At 35.1% G+C, this 18,281-nt stretch carries 15 protein-coding genes; all 15 read right to left on the minus strand.

What is annotated here, in order from left to right; genetic code table 11:
* On the minus strand, positions 1 to 395 hold a 395-nt coding region (locus H560_RS0116780), incomplete at its 3' end, for a hypothetical protein (protein ID WP_034753117.1).
* A gap of 12 nt (positions 396 to 407) precedes the next feature.
* Positions 408 to 1,292, minus strand: coding sequence for a DUF3347 domain-containing protein (locus H560_RS0116785; RefSeq protein WP_027381102.1), 885 nt, complete (start codon positions 1,290 to 1,292; stop codon positions 408 to 410).
* A gap of 224 nt (positions 1,293 to 1,516) precedes the next feature.
* Entirely contained in the window at positions 1,517 to 1,699 is a 183-nt protein-coding gene (locus H560_RS0116790) for a hypothetical protein (protein WP_027381103.1), read from the minus strand.
* A gap of 303 nt (positions 1,700 to 2,002) precedes the next feature.
* A complete protein-coding gene (locus H560_RS21895; RefSeq protein WP_081413998.1) occupies positions 2,003 to 7,228 on the minus strand; it encodes an Eco57I restriction-modification methylase domain-containing protein in 5,226 nt (1,741 codons plus the stop codon).
* Positions 7,225 to 7,905, minus strand: a complete 681-nt coding sequence (locus H560_RS0116800; RefSeq protein WP_027381104.1) for a hypothetical protein — start codon at positions 7,903 to 7,905, stop codon at positions 7,225 to 7,227. Before H560_RS0116800 ends, H560_RS21895 begins: the two co-directional genes overlap by 4 nt.
* Positions 7,906 to 7,984: 79 nt before the next feature.
* Entirely contained in the window at positions 7,985 to 9,967 is a 1,983-nt protein-coding gene (locus H560_RS22550) for a hypothetical protein (protein WP_051289369.1), read from the minus strand.
* 16 nt (positions 9,968 to 9,983) lie between these two features.
* On the minus strand, positions 9,984 to 10,694 hold the full coding sequence (locus H560_RS0116810; protein WP_027381105.1) for a hypothetical protein: 711 nt from the start codon (positions 10,692 to 10,694) through the stop codon (positions 9,984 to 9,986).
* Positions 10,684 to 11,559 (minus strand): M23 family metallopeptidase, encoded by an 876-nt coding sequence (locus H560_RS0116815; protein WP_027381106.1) that lies wholly within the window; start codon positions 11,557 to 11,559, stop codon positions 10,684 to 10,686. Before H560_RS0116815 ends, H560_RS0116810 begins: the two co-directional genes overlap by 11 nt.
* 1 nt (position 11,560) lies before the next feature.
* Positions 11,561 to 13,552, minus strand: a complete 1,992-nt coding sequence (locus H560_RS0116820; protein WP_027381107.1) for a type IV secretion system DNA-binding domain-containing protein — start codon at positions 13,550 to 13,552, stop codon at positions 11,561 to 11,563.
* Positions 13,552 to 13,950 (minus strand): hypothetical protein, encoded by a 399-nt coding sequence (locus H560_RS0116825; RefSeq protein WP_027381108.1) that lies wholly within the window; start codon positions 13,948 to 13,950, stop codon positions 13,552 to 13,554. Before H560_RS0116825 ends, H560_RS0116820 begins: the two co-directional genes overlap by 1 nt.
* 10 nt (positions 13,951 to 13,960) lie before the next feature.
* Positions 13,961 to 14,830 (minus strand): DUF4138 domain-containing protein, encoded by an 870-nt coding sequence (locus H560_RS0116830; RefSeq protein WP_027381109.1) that lies wholly within the window; start codon positions 14,828 to 14,830, stop codon positions 13,961 to 13,963.
* A 4-nt stretch (positions 14,831 to 14,834) separates the two neighbouring features.
* Complete coding sequence (gene traM, locus H560_RS0116835; protein ID WP_027381110.1) at positions 14,835 to 16,043, minus strand: conjugative transposon protein TraM; 1,209 nt, start codon at positions 16,041 to 16,043, stop codon at positions 14,835 to 14,837.
* Positions 16,039 to 16,392, minus strand: coding sequence for a hypothetical protein (locus H560_RS0116840; RefSeq protein ID WP_027381111.1), 354 nt, complete (start codon positions 16,390 to 16,392; stop codon positions 16,039 to 16,041). Before H560_RS0116840 ends, traM begins: the two co-directional genes overlap by 5 nt.
* A gap of 1 nt (position 16,393) precedes the next feature.
* The gene (gene traK, locus H560_RS0116845; RefSeq protein WP_027381112.1) at positions 16,394 to 17,008 is read right to left on the minus strand and encodes a conjugative transposon protein TraK; all 615 of its coding nucleotides are present in this window, start codon (positions 17,006 to 17,008) and stop codon (positions 16,394 to 16,396) included.
* 23 nt (positions 17,009 to 17,031) lie between these two features.
* Positions 17,032 to 18,279, minus strand: a complete 1,248-nt coding sequence (locus H560_RS0116850) for a membrane protein (protein WP_027381113.1) — start codon at positions 18,277 to 18,279, stop codon at positions 17,032 to 17,034.
* Between the last annotated feature and the right edge of the window lie 2 nt (positions 18,280 to 18,281).

The following is an 18,281-nucleotide window of genomic DNA, read 5'->3' on the forward strand; positions in this document are numbered from 1 at the left end:
ACTGCCGCTGCGTGGTGTGGTATCATACCTTTTACAAATTCCTTATCACCAACAAATAACTGCTCCCGAATACCAAACCACGAAAAGATACCTATTGCAGCAGAAATTATTATAATGCCCCAATTGATTTTCTTATTTTCATACATACCCTTCATTATCCATAATTCTATTATCAACATTGCAGAAACCATCAGCAATGTCATATACAAATTATTTATGTTGGGGATAAGGTTCTGCAAACCGTCAATCATAGCATACATAATGAAATACATTGCTGCGAACATCACAACCGCCATAATCGCAAAGCGTTTGTACATTGCTAAAGAATGTTTACCGCTATGTTCTTCATTTTCGGGATTATGATGCATTTCGTGTTGGTTTTCCATATTGTCCATAATAAAGGGGGTTTATTTGTTATTAATAGTTTCCTGTACGCTTCCACAGGTAAGCATTTTAGAACCGTAGTACGGATTTTTAATTGCTTCTTCTTTGCTTAGCCAATTTGCTCCTTTACCATTATTATACATTGGGCAATGCTGATAATAAACAGGTGTTTCTTGTTTTGAAACTTTCGATAATTCGTACATATTATCAGCCAGTAAAGCGAAAATTTCTCTTTGTTTTGAAACGTCTTTAGCTGTAGCAATTTTCTCTGCATTTGCTGTTAAATCTTTCATTACTTTCATCCATACGGTATGTTCCTCGGTAGATAGTTTTGCCATTTCTACCGCTTTTATTGCCTTTACCAATTCAGCGGCATTTGCAGATGAATTACCTGCATCAGTTTTTACCAAAGCATCTTTCACTAAAAAATAATTATCAAAAACAGTTTTCAGTTGTAGTACATTTTGAGTAGTTGCCGTAGTTGTGGCAGCCATTTCTTTAGGGTTGTGGTTGGCATGTTCGGCTTTCATATTCATACCATCATCTTTGCCTTTTGCAACTGGTTTTAGTTCCCTGTTATATTGGCAACAGCCGGATAATTTTGCATATACATCATCTGGGGCTAAAAATTTCTCGCTGTCATAACCCGCTAAGGCAATACGTTTCATAATTTCGTCCTGATTTGTTTTTTTACTATCGTAGTTGAGTGTAGCCATCTTGGTATCTTTATTCCAATTTACCGTGGCTACGTCTTTTAAATTTCCCGCTTTTTCTATGGTTGTTTTACACATTTCACAATTGCCATATATTTTTACGGTTTCTGTTTTTGCATTTTTGATTTGGGCAAAACTATTTACGGCTGATAGTAATACGATGATTACCATCAATATTTTTGATATTGATTTCATTCTGAATTTTTTTAAATTATTAAGGAATAGAGAGTTTACGAAAACTAATATTAGCTTTCGACAAGACATAACTGTGGCTTACAAGCCATCGTTTTAACCTATTTTAGGCGGTTGCCAAAAGGAATGGTAACCCGAAGAATAATAGGCTTGTTTGAAACCGAATTTTTGCGTTTTAATTTCCGCAAAGTGGTTTTCTGTTTTTATATCTACCAGTATAGGTAAACTTAATGAAGATGAAGAAGTGCTACATTTGCAAGAGCCGTGTTTACACTTACCGTTGCAGTCGTGACCATCGTTGCACTTATTACAGGACTTATCCTTACAACTGCTTTTATGTTCTGCTTTTGAAGATTGATCTTTAGAGCAGCTTTTTTGTTCTGTATTAGCTGTTTTTTTTGCACAAGCATAGCCTATGGTTGGAATTAGAAAAAAGCCCAAACATAGTAAGATAATAAAGCTGATATGTTTACTAAAAGTTTTCAACACAACAAAATTATGAAATTATTTCTTTAATTGCTATAATATGTACTTTGAATCTTAAACATTGCATTATAAGCAGAATATCAAATCCGTATTGCCCTTTATACTCACTAATAAGCATCTATCTACTAATTATGTTTGTTATTAGCTAAATCCGTTGCATCATTATTGGATGTAGTATACTGTATTTTATGACAGTCTTGAGTTAGGTATAAATTAAAATATTTCATTTATCTTTTTCTGATTACAGCTGGTACATCTTTCAAATTTATTTCTTCAATTTGATTTAGTGATTTATCTAAAGAATTTTTAAATTCAACATCATTAATAGACTTTACTTTCAGAAAAGCATTATACAGAACACTATTTTCAATCGTCCTCTCTTTTACATAATCTTTATGCTCATTAATTTTCAACTGTTCCGCCTTTTCAATTTTATATTGAACTACTAGACTTTCTCTAACTGCTGGAAGTTCTTCCAGCTTCTTATCCAGTTCCGCAATCTTATCCTCAGTCATTTTGGTTTGAAATTCAATTTGAGTAACATCTATTCCTTTCTGAGCTAAATTTTCAATTACTTCTTGTACTTGAACTTTATGAAGGTCAATTGTTTTTTGATATGATGGTAATTGGGTTGCCCAATATTCAGCATTTGCATCGCCATTTTTCGAATAGCCTTCAATTCTATTATATGAATGCTCAGCTTTGGTAACTAACTCTTGAACTTTCAAAACATCTTCGTATTTTCTCAAGACAAAAGCACTATCTGCGAGATGCTTATTTTTCTCGCTTTCAATCCTTTTTTTCATTAATTCAATTTCAATATTGGCTCGGGTTTCGGGATTGGTAATGATGGAAGTTTTAAGCTCTTGAGTGCTAATATCAGATACGTCCAAAACATCGGCACCTTTTTTCATAGCTTCTAAATATCTTGCCTGTTTAGATTGTAGTTTTTGAAGCATAAAAACATCAATACTGTCATTGGTCAGCATAAAATTAATTCTCACATTTTCGTTTTTATTTCCCTGTCTCCACGCCCGTCCTTCCACCTGTCGCAAAGAAGTAAAATTATATGGCAACGTTAGCATATAAACATCTGTTGTATTTTCCTGAAGGTTCATTCCTTCCTGAATGGCTTCACTTCCAATAACTACTTTTATTTTTCCTTCATTAAAATCATTTTGAATAGAAATCCTTTGATTTTTATTGGTCGCTCCATTAATAATTCCGATTTCTTCGGGTTTGTAACCAATTTCTGTTATGAGATATTCTTTCAGTTTTGGAAATTGAGCAACAGCTAATTCAGAATAAATAATTTGTCCGGATTCGGGAAGATCTTTTTTGTTCTGCCTTATTAAATCCATCGTCTGTTTCAACTTCGGAGAATTTTCTATAAATTCTTTTACAGAAGGTTCTTCATCATCATAGTATGGTGATAGATACGGCGAAATCGCAATTAATCGGGCATTGAGAATATGCGTTAGAATTGCACCCTTTTCGGTTTCACTGAAATTTTCATTGAGCAAGTCATATTGATCTTTTGTCAGATCATTCTGCTCAATTTTATACTCTTTGTTGATTTTGTTGGGACGAATCAATTCAGGGTTATCCTCCTCTCCTTTTATATCGATAAATTCAGATAACAGTTGTTGAAACAGCGAATTGTTTTTAAATCTCCGAACATTGGCTTTAAACTTCACATCACCTTTTGCATCAATCTCCATATCATTATCCGCTTCCATAAAGGTCTCGAAGAATGTATTCACATTGAAATACCCCGATTCTTCTAATCTTTTATTTGCTATTAAAGAAAGAATGGAATAATACTCCAGGGGTTTGTTGGTAAAAGGCGTTGCGGAAAGCAAGGTTACATTTCTGCCATCATTTTTGTCTTGAATGTACTGAGCTGCCATCCAGGTATTGATTCCCAATTTGGAAGTCTGTTGGTTTTGACTTCTGAAATCGGAAGCAAATCTTCGGTCCTCAATTTTTACTTTTCCTACAATATGATTGGCATTGTGAACTTCGTCGAAGGTCAAATGGTCGAATCCAAAATCTTCCCAATCATAGATTTTACCACGCTTCATTTTTCCCTCAATCTCCTTTTCTTTCTGAAGTTCAATTTGGAGGTCTCTTTCCGTATTGGTAATGCCCTTCATTTCGTTTGCAGAGATGTAACTGAATTTTGAAGAAAGTTCTTCGGTAATTTCTGATGAAAATCCAATATTATTGAAACCCTCATAAGTAACAATGGTAATTTCTCCATCTTTATTATCAAATTTTGAAAGGTCATAATCTTTCCCCAAATTCCCTAAAACATTGACTTTACCATTGGGAATGGTTTCAAAAATGGTTTCCACCCATTGTTTCAGAATGCTGTCATTGGGAACTACGATGATTGGTCTTTTAGCATTTCCCCTCTCCATTGCTTCGTGCATCGAAAGGATTCCGGAAAGCGTTTTTCCAAAACCAACTTCGTGCGCTAAGAGCCCTACTCCTTTTGTGGTCTGTCTTCCGATTCCTGCTTTCTGAACTTCGGTCAATCGCAATTCCTGACCTCTGAAATGCAGATAGATTCTGGAAAATAATGGGAATTTAGAATAATCCGGAACGTATATATTATTGTAATTGCGGTTAAAGTCTTTTACAAAACGATTTCTAATATCATCGGAAAGTTCCTCCCGGACAAATTTGTAAAACAAATCATTCGCAGCAGCTTTTCGCCTTTCTCTGACTAACGCATTCCTCTCTTTATCGCTTCCTGTAACTGTTTCATTATCTACAAAACTTTTTACTTCCCAAGCTGAAGAACCCGCAAAGGCTTCACTTGACAAAGTGCCGAGAAAATCTTTGAATCTTTCGGCAAGATTGTAATCTACGATGACTGATTCGGTACGTTTTGTAACATGATTATATTGGTCTTTCTCTATTTGACCTAGCTCAAATTTGTGTACGAACTCGTGATTCGGACTGATATAAATCTCATCTAGCGATTTCGCTTTTGGTAGTACATTTTCTAATAATGCTTTTTGTTTTTCGTATTGACCGGCAGTGCCGGCGCCAATTTTATCATTAATTAAAAAATTGGAAGCCGAACTTCGGCAAAAATCCCGCTCCAGCTGTTCCAGTTTTGCGTAAATATTTCCTTCAGTATAATAAAAATCGTGAACCCAGTTTCCATCAATGAAGTTCGCAAACTGATGGTGCTTTCCACGATTATTTAATGTGCCGTCATAAGAGGTATCTCTGAATGCTTCAATTTGTTCTTTCGTAATATCAGAACTATTTTGCAAGGAAGTATTTACAATTTCATCCTGTTTTGAGAATTGATATTTTAAAACACCTTTCTTTATTTCCGGTTTTGTTTGAAGTTTATACTCGTTCTGATTTTTGGTATTGTAAATAGAAATAATCCTATCACTTTTTTCAATCAATTCTTTTAATTTTTCATCAGAAAACGATTTCGGCTTTGTGATTAGATCTTCGCGCAGTTTTTGATACTTGCTAATTTCAGTCGTAATTGTGGGAGATTTAAACTTGATGTCATTAAGTTTGGAAAGTACCTGGTCAATTTTTTCTTGAGTTTCTCTTACATTGAGTTCATTTTCATTTTGGTTTGTAATCCTCGTAGAATCTTCGATTTCTGCACTTCCTTTTTTGGGTACAGGAACTTTATTTTCAGCTTTAGGTTCTTCCTCTAAAAACAAATCTTCAAACAGATTTCCGATCCGCTGGGTTTCATTCCTATTTTTAAACTGTTCAATCTTAAATAAAGCTTCATCTAAATTACCGTGAATATATTTTTCTAATCGACCAAAACGGTTGGTTTTTTCTCGGGTTTCTCCCAAAATTCTTGTTGGATTATTTTCAAAATAATTAGAAATATCCGTCGAGATATTTTGAGTGTTTTTTCTTAGAATGATAATGTCGGTTCCGATTTGTGTTCCTGCAAAAGCGCCATTGGGTAAACGGAAACCTTCCAAAACACTAGCATTCTGCAAATTCTTTTGTCGGTTGAGCCAACCTGATGGAAGAACCATCGCCAAAACGCCGTTTGGTTTTAAAGAGTCAAGTGAACGTTTAACGAAATAATCTTCGTATTTTGAAATTTTAGGCTCTTCTCCCAACCCTTTGTAAAGTCCCCGATGTTCACCATAGGGCGGATTTCCAATTACCAAATCGTATTGCTGAGAAAAGTCCTTTTTATTTCCTTTTTCGTCAATGAATTCAGTTTCAAACGAACGAAGATTGATGTCAGATTCGGGATGCAGAATTTTAGCAATTTTTGCGGTGGTCTCGTTGATTTCAAAACCTGTAATTTTAGAATTTACAGATAATCCGTGAGTAGCATAGATGAAATTTCCAGTTCCAACACTTGGTTCTAAAACGGAAATCTCTTTTTGAGTTTTGAAATGGTCTTTAATTAAATTATGAACTGAATCAACAATTTTTTCCTGCGTATAATATTCGTCTAAAATCCCTCTCCCTTCTTTTGCCGTCCCGCCACTTTGGAATTGGCTGCAAATTTCTATTAAGTCATAAGTGATGTTAAGATTTTCCTTCAGATTAATTTTGTGATTGTCGGAAACAAAACAAGCTGCAGAAACTACTTCTGCAACTTGATCATTATTCAGTTTTTGCCCTTTATATTTTGAAATAAGAGCATCTAACTCTACATTATTTGTTGACTCCTCACTTATCTCGGAAAGTCCTCCATCAGGTCTTCTTCTATCGGATACAGTTCTCCCGGGTACGATTCCGCCCACGGAACGTCCTTGAGTCTCTCCAACATTATTCTGTTGTGAGTCGTCATAGGATCCTCTTCCTCGGTCTCGGTTTCCCAAATTGCTCCGCTCTGCGCTTGCAAGTCCATTTCCAGCATTGTTGCTGCCCACTGCTTGTCCGCTTCCGTAACTTCCGTTTTGCTCGGATTGGATCTTAGGGCTAGGTTCTCCAGGGTTTTGTTCAGGTGTTCCGTTTCCCACTTGCTGAGAATCGGATGTTCTTCCGGATTCAATTGCATTGCTTTCATTTTCAGAAATTTTTGGTTCAACTAAATTAGTATTTTTATCTTGAAGCTTGAGTTTATTCTGTAGATATTCGGTCAGGTCTTGATTCCCATTTTCAGAAATTTCATACAAAGGACGAACGTCTTTGATATTTTTGCCATTAAATTCTGTAAGAATTTTCCTGGTTATTGCATTTCCCGTTCTATCCCCGGTAAGACAAAGAAACATTTTACCATCATAATTCTGGTATCTATTGAGGAACTTTTTGCTATTTGAACCTGAATTAAGGGTAATCAATGTTCTATTATTGACTTGCTTGTTCAATTGAAGAAGCTCCAAGAATGAAAGCGTATCCTTACTGTTTGTGAAAACAATAAGTTCCTTTTTATTTCCTTCAACTACAGAAATGTCATCATTTATCTCATTAAAAAAATCTTCATCTTTCACTTTTTTCTGTTTTTTATGAAGTGGTTAAATTCAAAAATTTCTTTGGTTTCACTGTCCCAGTTTTTTCTTGATATTAATTGAAGAGTCACGAATATGTCCGTCTTTTTATTGTAAGAATCAATCCTTTCGAGCCTTCCGTGGTAGTCCTTTTCCGCGTGTTTGTAAATAGAGTACGGTAAAATAGTATCCGTGGGATAAATGTAAAACCGGGTATACATCCAAGGTGAGTTGATTTCAAATCGTTTGTATTTTTTCTTAAACAAAACCGTATCACTCAGATTTTTTCTGTTTCTGTAATTGGGGATTTTTTCCTGAGAAAACAATGTTCCTCCTTTTTTCTTTTCAACAGGAAGAGGCTTTTGTTTCTTTATGATGTCTGACAGAATAATTTTGCCGGGATTTTCATTTTCAATGGTATAGCACAATGAATCTTTAATGAAATAAATCTGTTGGGTTATTTCGGGAGCATCAGCATCCGGAATCCTTTCTATAATGGAATCTCCCGAATAATTAAGGCTTGACAAATGAAAGCTTTGGATGTTGTCCAGATTTTTGGAAACATCAAAATAGACATTGGAGACAACATCGATTCCTCCTTTTTCGGATTTGATTTCTTTGTGGCAGGAAGTGCTTACAAAAAGAAAAAACAAGCTGGGTAGTATTAAAAGTTTTTTCATAGATATAGGGTTTAAAAAAGCGGCAGCCTAATTAATTTGACTTACCGCTGGGAAATAAATGATTGGTTGTACGTTTTATCTATCGTTTAATACTTTGTTCTTTCACGTTATTTTTTTCGTGCCTGTTGTCTTGTTCCAAACCTTCTAAAGGCTTGTTGGTGTTGATTCTGTTCATATCGGAATCATACAGATTCAGATTTTTGTATTGCGGATTCAGCACCGCTTTGCCTTCTACCACTTTATCGTCCAATTCAAATTTTACCTTGACGATATTTCCTTTTTCCAAAGATTTTATGGTACTTTCCTTCCATTCCGGCTTATCGAAGATCAGTTTGGATTTTTCTACGATCTGAGCCGTATCAACACCATAATTTTTGTAGAAATTCTGGAAATTATAATTTCCTTTTTCAGTTTTGGGTTCGTTAAAATTGAGCTTGGCAAATGCAGGTTCTATTTTTTCGGTTTTCGGATTGTGAAATTCTATTTTAACTGTCCGCCCTTCTAACAAGTTTATTGCTTCTTTAGCTGTAAATGTATTTACCCTGTTAACCGGAAAATTATGGGAGATAACGTCGCCATTTTCTTTAGTGAGTTTAGCATTATAAAAATTCATAAAGACACTTCCATTTTCTATCTTATTGAATTTTAATGTGAATTCCATTTCATTTCCAGGCATCGTTTTGTCGGAAGTGGTTTTAATTTCGAACTCTTTTTCGGGAGCATTAATCCCATTTTCTAAATCTTTGTGCAGTTGTTCTCCTTCTCCGAAACCAAGATATTTTAATTGAAATTTCGGATACTGAGATGGTTCATATTCGTTCTGTGTTTCCATAATGTTTGGGTTTTGATTGTTAAATTTTATATCATTCATTGTTAATATTCTGTGTCTTGAAAAAACATTTTCATCCAGATAATTTTTTAGAATTTCACCGTTATCCAATAATTCGTAGGATTCCCCATATAGCTGTTTTTCCAATAGGCCGAAAGCCAATTCGTATTTGTCATTTTTTGACAGCGTATGACCATCAATAACATTTGGGATTGTGTCCATTTGTGCCTTTGTAAGAGAATAATCTCCATCTGTTGTTCCGAATTCCATTTTTTCTGAATAAGCTTTTCTTTGGTTCGCTGTGATCTGCAAGTTCCCCAGTATGAATTCGTTTTCTTTCATAAAGATCCTGTAATTGAGAATATCATTTTTTTCCTCTTCGGAAAGTTTCGGATAAAGATTATTTTGCACTGCTTTTGCTTTTAAGTCGCTTTCGACATAGCTTTTGAATTCGTTCAAACTTTTTGGAGCGTCATAAAAATCTCTCATACCTGTCCATTCTCGCCGACCGTACGGTAATGTATATTCCTGAGTTTGCATATCATAGCTGTAATACCTATGACCGCTTGGACTCTTCAGCGAACCACTTCCATCCTCGTAATCGTTCCAGGTCCAGCCGTCCGGAAGGTCAGATGCAGGGGTTAAATTTTCTTCAAAACCTTCATCTGAAAAAAAGTCTGCATTTTCTTCCAGATCAGTCATTTCAATTTCATGAACCCCTTCTGATGATAACTTTGCAGCTTCAACTTCATAATTTCGATAATGATGAGCTTGCTTTTCATCAATTTGTGTATAGGCCAATCCGGAACTTAAATCAGTTTTTTTCTCCAATTCCTGAGCCCAGAGATCAGAGAGAAATTTCTGCTTTATTGACTCGCTACTTATAGAGATTTCAGTAGACGCCCTGTTATTTTGCAAAATCAAATGTTTATTGGCTAGTTGCTGCTTTTCAATAAATCTGACTAATTCAGCAGTATTGTTAAATGTATCCCTAATAACGAGATCGGGATTTGAATGAAAAATTGTTTTCAATGTAAAATTTGAACCTATGATAACTTCTCTTCCCTTAGATTGGTGAATGGACATAAACTTTTTCTCTTTATCAGTAAACAGCCTCTCCCCGTCCCGAAAAAACTGTTCAGGTGAAGTGTTTTCGATTTCCTTCACAAAATTTTTATAAGACTTCGTTCTGGGAACTATATTCTTATCAAACCAGGTTAGATTCTCTTCCATTTTTCAAGTTCTTAATTTATCTTCTGAATCCTCTCGATTTTTGAATTTCCTCGTCCTGCTCCTGGCTTTCCTCTTCTCTCATTCGATTGGCATCCTGATAAACATCGGGGTCATTCACATTCAGTTGTACGTTTGATTTTTCCTGTTTTTGAGAGTGATTTTGCTTTTCAGAGATTCCAGCAACCGTATTGAATTCCTTGGACACAATATTCAAATCATTCGTAATTTCTTTTGCCATTTCTGGGAACTGAACAATTTTATCTTGCAGAAAAGATTTAAGTTTTAGAAGTTCTGCTTTGTAACGGTTAAGTTCTTCTGTGTTTTTTTTATCTGCAATAATTGCGGTCAATTCTATTGCATTTTTAATAAAATCAAACTCAACTATTTTGTTGGTTTCTTTATCGAAAATGAAAGCTTTTTTCTCAATGGAAAATCCAGCTTCTTTTTGATTTGATATGTCTTGAATTTCGCTGTATTCAATTTTGTTTTTACTGTTTACAAGAATTTCAGAAATACTTTTGTCTCTTTCTAGAAAGATAACTTTCAATTGAGTATTATTATCCGTAAGCTGAAAAGTTGCCCTGTTTTTGTCGTTGTCCGCCACAATGGTGTATCCCTTCAGAAATTTCTGAATATCATCTGCATTTAGTTTTTTAGAGAATGACAGATCTTCATTGATAATTCCGTATTTTTTTAGTTCGTCTGTTGGTAAAGTATTAGTGTTCATAATGGTTTGCTATTAAATTGTTTACTTTAATAAGGTCATTTAAAAAATGAGAAGGGTTGATGCTTTGTCCGAATTCTTTTACCGAAAAATGCAGATGTGGACCTGTGGAGTTTCCGGTATTCCCGCTTTTTCCAATGATAAAGCCGGCTTTTACTCTTTCTCCTATTTGATAATATATTTCTGAGAGATGCAGGTAAGATGTTTCAAAACGGTTAAAATGTTTTACCTTGATGTAATTCCCTCCACCTTTAGAATCCCATCCGGCTGAAGTAACGATTCCATCCATTACAGAATAGACATTTTCATAGCTGGCTTTTAAATCAATCCCATTGTGCATTTTTTTTGTTCCGAAAATAGGATGAGTTCTTGTCCCATAAGAAGATGTAATGGTGATCTTGTTTTTAAGAGGCATTACAATTTTTGGAAAATATGCTGCCGGTTCTTCAACCAAATCATACGTGCTGAAAAAGCTTTGTTTTTTTGATGTTTGCTTTGTTTCTTCTAATTTATTCTGTGTTAGCAACATCAAAGAATCTTTCAGTTTTTGAAACTCATTTCTTTGTACTTCTTTTACACTGCTATACTCTTTCATCAACATTTTCAAAGAATCGATTTGACTCGTTAGCCATTTCGTCGAACCTTTGGTTTCATTTTTTAAATCTGATTTAGTGGTGATATTTAAAACTTGCTTCCAAGATTTCTTAGCCTTCTTTCGTTGTACCGTTTCTTCGATATTAGATTTTTCTGATACATTCGGATTTTCAGATTTCTTTTGTATTGTTGCTGTAATCGTATTGAATTGCGCAAATGATAAGTAACTGCAGGACAATGCCATCAAAGTAAATATGTATTTTAGTTTTTTCATTTTATGCAGCTTTTATATTTTCATTTACAATGAGTTCCACTTCTTTATTGATTTTTCTAAAATTGGTCATCAACACTTCTTCTTTTCGGTTAACTCCTTTTTTATCCACAAAGGAGTAATATGAGGGCATTTTCACATAGTTTTTTTCTTCTTCTTGAATGGTTTTCTTATCCAAATTAATTTTACCGCTGACTGCAGAGGTTTTGTACTCCTCAGCATCATTTTCTACTCCCTGTGCGATCATTCCTACCATTTCTCCGGTTTTCAAGGCTGCTATTTTACCTGCCGGAATCATATTATCCATCTTTTCATTGATACTGGTGGTTGTTCCTTGCTGAGAAATGGATTGTGAGTATGATTTTTGCTTAATTTTTCCGAAAAGTTTTTCCAACCAATCCAATGTATTTTTGTCTCTGGCAGATCCGGAAAGAATATTTCCGACAATGGCAGAAATTGTATCAGCAACTTCTTTTTTGTAGAACTGTCTGAGCTGCGGAATTTCCTGAAGTCCAAGCATTACAGCGACTTTATTGCTTCTTGCAGTTGCTACGATGTTATCAATTTTATGAATGTAAATCGTCGGAAATTCGTCTGCGATAATTCCTCCCGGCAAATTGTGTTTGGAATTGATCAATCTTAAAGTCCTGTTTAATACCGAAGAATACAATGCAGAATTAATATCCTGTGTTCCCGGGTCTGATGCCAGAATAATAATAGAAGGATTATCTCTGTCGGTTATCTTCAATTCCACTTCATCTCCTGAAAACACCCAAAAACTTTCTTTAGTTGCCAATCTTGAAAGGAAAATTTTGAGTGTTCCGATTTGTCCTTCCAATTGGTCAAATGCTTTGTTGTCATAGGCCGTCTTGAAAGGTGACAGCAAAGAGAAAATTTCTTCATTGGTAAAAAGCGTGTCGAAAATTTCTTTATAGCTTCTATTCATAAAGGAAAGAATATGAGGCAAATCAGAATATTTTCCATTTTCGAATGTTGCAAAAAAATAAATGCAGGACGAAAGGAAATTTATCGCAGATTGGGTAAAGAAAGCTTCAGAACCACCTCCAGAACTGGAACCTCCTTTTTGCAAAGATGAAACCATTGATTCTGCCATTTCCTGGGCTTCTGCTAAAGTTTGGATGTACTTCTTATGAAATGGATTGACTCGTTTTGATTTTTCAACCTCGTTCAGATTAATGACGTGGAAATTGTAACCGTAGTCTGCTTCCTTACTTTTTTTCAACAAATAATGGTAGTATGCAATCTGTGCTAGATCAGGAAATTTAAAATCGTAGATGCAGAGACAGAAACCTTTGGCGATCATTTGTCTTATGGCAGGATTGATGACACCAAACGACTTTCCAGAACCTGGTGTTCCGATGACCATCGTTCCTCTAAAAGGATCAATATTAATATACCCTTCATAAGTCTTATTGTTATATCTGAAGATATAAGGAATGTTAATCGAAGTATCAGTGTTCACCAATTCTCTATTTTGATCGAAGGATTCTTCTTCAACATTCCATCGGTCTTTTCCCATTTTCTGCTGCACCAGTTTTGAAATACTGTCTGCACCCATTTGAAGTATAACTGCTCCTAAAAAAGAAAGAACTGCATAGATTACCTGATAGAGATTGAATCCGGGAAACACTCTTGGAAGTTTTTCATTTCCTGCTTCATTCTGCCAAACCAGTGAAGAAAAAATCATCAGCAATCCCAAAATCATAGGAGCAATAATCTCTTTACTAATATTAAGGTCTTTCTTTTTCTTGGCTTTTGTTCCGACAGCCACTAATCCAATCAGAATCAATGTTGCAAATTTGGCATTGATAGGTGGGTAAATAAAACTCAGCTTTGAAAAATTCTTCAACAAGTTTGATACTACCGGAACATTGCCATTAAGGTAGAAAAGCGAAGCACAATCGAGTGCTACGACTGCGTACACCGTTTTTTGTAAAAAGCCATAGATCTTTATTTGGTGTTGTTGCTCTTGCATTAAGAATAATTTTCGAAATATTGATTCAGTAATTTGTGTTCATCTAGTAAACTATCGTGTAGCTTCTGTTGCCGTTCCTGCAAATTTTTATGATGTTCCTGTATTTTAACAAGTTTGGCATTCAACAGATTCAATCGATTAATTAATTCATTTCCTCTTTTTTCGACGTTCTTAATAATGTATGAGCAGCTTGCATCTTCAATATTTTTCAACACATTATCTTTAAACTCACTGAAATGTTTTTCCAATTTTTGGTATTCCAATTTATAGATTTCAAGTTCCCTTTCTAGTTTTCTATTTTTTCGTTTTTCAAAAATTATATCTAAAACCACTAATACAATCACTGTAAATAATAGAACGATATAAAGATTTTTCACATTGTCAATTAAGTATTCCATAATAAAAAAATTAAAAGGTATCGGCTTTAAGAATTTCAGAATAGTTAACTTTCATTTCGATGGTGCGTCCAGAGAGTTGTTCTTCAATTAATCTTATCATCATTACTTTAGAGTTCGGGTAGGTGAATTTTTTGAAAACATAAATGTTTCTGAAATTCTTTCTGAAATGTTTTTGAGGATTGAGTTGTAAAATTGGGGTAAGACCTACACTTTGGTTATTAGTTGCTTTATGGATTTTTTTATCTTCTAAGGAGAATTTCAAATCCTCAATGTCATAGCTCAGATTAGAATTGTTTTTGATGGTCATATCTAAAAAAATATAGTCGCTTATTACATAGACATTATTGAGCTGAAAGCTTAGTTTGAGATTTTTTTCTTCCCTTATCGGATTTTTCTCAGATTTTTTCTGAATAATGTCCATTGCGAATTTTCTTAATTCAAGATCTGAAAAAACCATTTTTTCAAACTCAATGGGTTGCATCGCTTCGGGTTGAATATGGATATTGGTAATTGTGTTTAGGTTGTCCTGATTTCTGTAAACAACTTTGTACTGAGCGATGAAAGATTGAGCAACGACGGTTATCACTCCGATTTTATCTCCATTAAAAAGAACCGATGGTATTTTGATTTTTCCCTTCTCGTCAGAATCAGGATGGTCTGTGATTTTTATCCTGGCAATATTTGTGGCTGGTAAATCTCCAGTCAGTTTTTCTGTTGAAAGATCCACATACTGAATGGGCTCAGGCGAAATAATATGCAGATTGATCCCTTCGGTAATTTCAATTTCCGGTAAGTCGGAAATAATCTGTTCCTTGGTTGCTGTTTGAGCTGTGAAAAATTGAGCTGCGAAAATTAAAAGGGTGTATAATAAAGTTCTCATTGATTTATTTTTTTTGTTGGTTTTGTGATTCTTTCAGTTGTTTTTCGTCGATTAAAAAGACATAAGAATTGTACTTCAATTTTGCCTTGTTCTCTTTGATCAGGTTGGCAATTGATTTGGATGTTGATGTAAACAGGCTGGATCCAATGCTTGAGAAGAATCCTTTTCCGCCCATATCCATCTGAGTTCCTTGTACGGAGTTACTTCCCATTTCCCTCATCATATCTCTGAAAACACTTTGTGGAACGTATAATCCCTTCATTCCATCAATATCATAAATGGACAGGTTGACTGGGTAGATTTCTCCTTTCGTAAAAACCGACACAATATTCAGATTTACTCTTTGCATGGAAAATCCTGAGATTTGACCATATAAAATGGAACCTTTGCTTATTTTTTTGTTTCCGACAAAGATGTCTTCCAGCAACCGGAATCTGATCCTGCTTCCCAGAAAACCTTTGTTATTTTCGTCAATGACCGCTTTGATAAAGCTGTTTTCTTTCTCCTTATAGAAAGCATTGAAACCACTGTTGATTCCGGATTTGCTCACCTTGAAAGTTGAATTAAGAAAATCTTCCATTTTCTCTTTGTTGGACTTCAGTTTTTGTTCTGCTGCGAGTTTACTTTGGTACTCAGGATCACGGGATTTTTCTAAAGAATCCATCACGAGCATTTGTTCTTTCAGATATTTTACAGGGTCTGGTTGGACACTTTGTGTCTTTTCTTTAGGTGTATCAGCGTATTTTTCTTCCTGGTTTCCGTAAGATTTGTCATTCAGCATTTTGATGATTTCCGAAGACCTGTTGTAATCTTTATCTTCCCTTTGCTGTTGATTTGGCTTGTAATATGAGGATTGCTTTCCTTTTGCCTCATATTGATTTTGTCTGCCATTGACTGCTTTTAATGAATCTATTTTTCTCTTTTGAGCTAAAGACAATTGGTCATCATAGTTCAATAAACTATCTTCTTCCTTATCCAATCCACCAAGCATTGTTCTGTTATCCTCTTTTTTGAAAAACGCATCATAAGCATCATTTTTTGTCATAATAGAATCCTGAGTGTCGCCCAATGAAAGAGATAATTCTTTTGGCTTGTCTTTTTCAGACGTGTCCTCTTTGACAAACTGCGCTCCTACGTAAGCAAAAAGAAAAAGAAACGGTAGAGCCAATAGTGGCAAAACATATTTTTTTTCTTTAAAATTGATTTTTTTAATGTCCATTTTTTAATTTTTGGTATTGGTTAAACAGATAGTCAATTCGTAAGCTGTCTTCTTTTTTCAGTTCGTTTTGGTCTCTTTTCACTTTTAAAGTTTTAAGTTCAGTCACAATTTTCTCCATTTCTTTCTCATTGTTTACGCTCAGATTTTGAGTAGTTTTATTTTTAGAGTATAAAACCGGAGGTTTGATTTTGAACGTACTGTCGGAAGGGAAAAAGACACCTTGAATGATAGACCCAATAAATGAAACCGACAGTAGAATCATTGAATAGGTGAAGAATTTCTTTGGATTTTGAACTGCCCATTGCAGCCACTTCTGACCCTTTTGTTTTAATGTCGTATTCATTTTAGTAAGAGTTTTTGTTTTGATTGGATAGTTCTTCGTTATTGATGATTCGCCAGTTTTTAAGAATCACACCGTGAGGATTATTGGGACTTCTAATGATGTCTTCAAAGAATCCTTCGGTGATGAGCTTCCTGGTGATGACAGAAGATTTTCGTGTGATCATCTGTTTCCCAAAAAAAGAAAATTTCTTCTTTTCCATATTGAGTGCAATTGAATCGGTATGGATACTTACCATTGAACTAGAGGCGATGATCTGATTGTAAAATCCTTTTTCCTTTAAGTTGGTATATTCTTTTTTTCCGCTGTCATCAATGAGATATAATGACTTTTGAATATTATCTTTGATATAGGTGTCATCAGGAGCGAGTGTGAAAAACAATCGGTGGAATAATTCAATTTGAGCTTTATATTCAACAGGTCGGTTAAGCAAAACATCAGTCTGCTTGGCAAGTACCGGAACGCCATTGTCTAAAATGTAAATTGATTTTCTGGAATCCTCGATCATTCTGTATGCAAAAAAAAATCCCGCAATAACAATGAAAACAGCAAAAGCAATGGCAGATAATGAAACGACCTTGTTGATCTTAATTCTTTGTTCTATATTTTTGATAAGCATTTTGTTTTGGTATTTTTTAAAGGTTATTTTCCGTTTTTCATCGCTCCCTGAGCTCTTCCCGATGCAGAACCTGCTGCTGCATTTTTTGCTGTAGCTGCTGCTACTGAAGCGCCTCCTGTTTTGGCTGCCAATATTGCTGTTTTTGCACTGCTTGCCATTTTTCCTGCAGCATTTTTCATTTTGGTCATCGTCCCCGCTCCTCCGGCTGAAACAATACTGTCTGCAATGGTTGGGGTCATTAAAACCCCGATTCCTGTAACAACATAAGCAACACAGGTGAACAGCTGATTATAGATCATTCCTGAATTTGAAACATAAACCATCAAAGCATCAAGGTTGGTGATTGTTCCGTTGGATAAAAGTGTATCATACCTTTCAATCTCCATTGTATAGCCTGAAGCAATTAATTGCTGACCAATATTGATTATGGTGTAGGCAACAAAAGTGTAAAGGTTAATATTGATGAACTTGGACACCCAGCTATATAAAGAGCTTTCAAATCCAGGGACAAGAGCCATCCCCACGGCTATCGGCCCTAAAATAATCAGGATGTAAGCCCATATTTTTTGAATGAAGAAAATGAGATAAACACAAACCCGAAGAATGGAAAGGCAAAAAAATTCAATAAGTTCTGCAACTAATTTCTGCATTTGGAATTCCATTCTTATCTGCCATTCTTTGATGGGCTGAATGAGTTTATCTAATCCCTCGCTGATGTCAAACCAGGAATCATCTGCATCTTCGGTAGTGTTCTCAATGACTTCCTGCTTCGCATCTTCTTCCGCTTTCAGTTTTATAACAGCATCGAGCAATTGCTGTTGCTTTTTAAATCTCTCGACCCGCAAATCATTGACTTCAGACTCTATCTCACTGAAAATTGAGATTCCTGGTTCTGCAATGGCTTCAAATGGCGCTTGAATCATATTGACAAATCCGCTCCAATAAACAAGTGTAAATCCGATAAGAATTGGTTTCAGCATTGGGGTGATTTCCCATTCTCTATCTCCTGCTGCCATTTGCCAACCCATATATCCGAGGTACATAAGAGCGCCTAATCCGCCTATCGCTTTTCCTACCAAAGCAGATCCTGCTGCGCTATCTTGTACACTATTATCTAATTTGGTAAAAACCTCCATAAACCATTTTTCAAAGGCGCCATCTCCTTTTAAAAATTGGAGTAGATTACTGTAATCGCCGTCTGTTTGGGCGAAACCCATGACAGGCAGTAGAATTGCGAATACGCAAAAAGTTACGGTTATCGTTTTATTCATTT

This window comes from Chryseobacterium daeguense DSM 19388, assembly GCF_000430825.1.
GTDB classification, from domain to species: Bacteria; Bacteroidota; Bacteroidia; order Flavobacteriales; family Weeksellaceae; genus Chryseobacterium; species Chryseobacterium daeguense.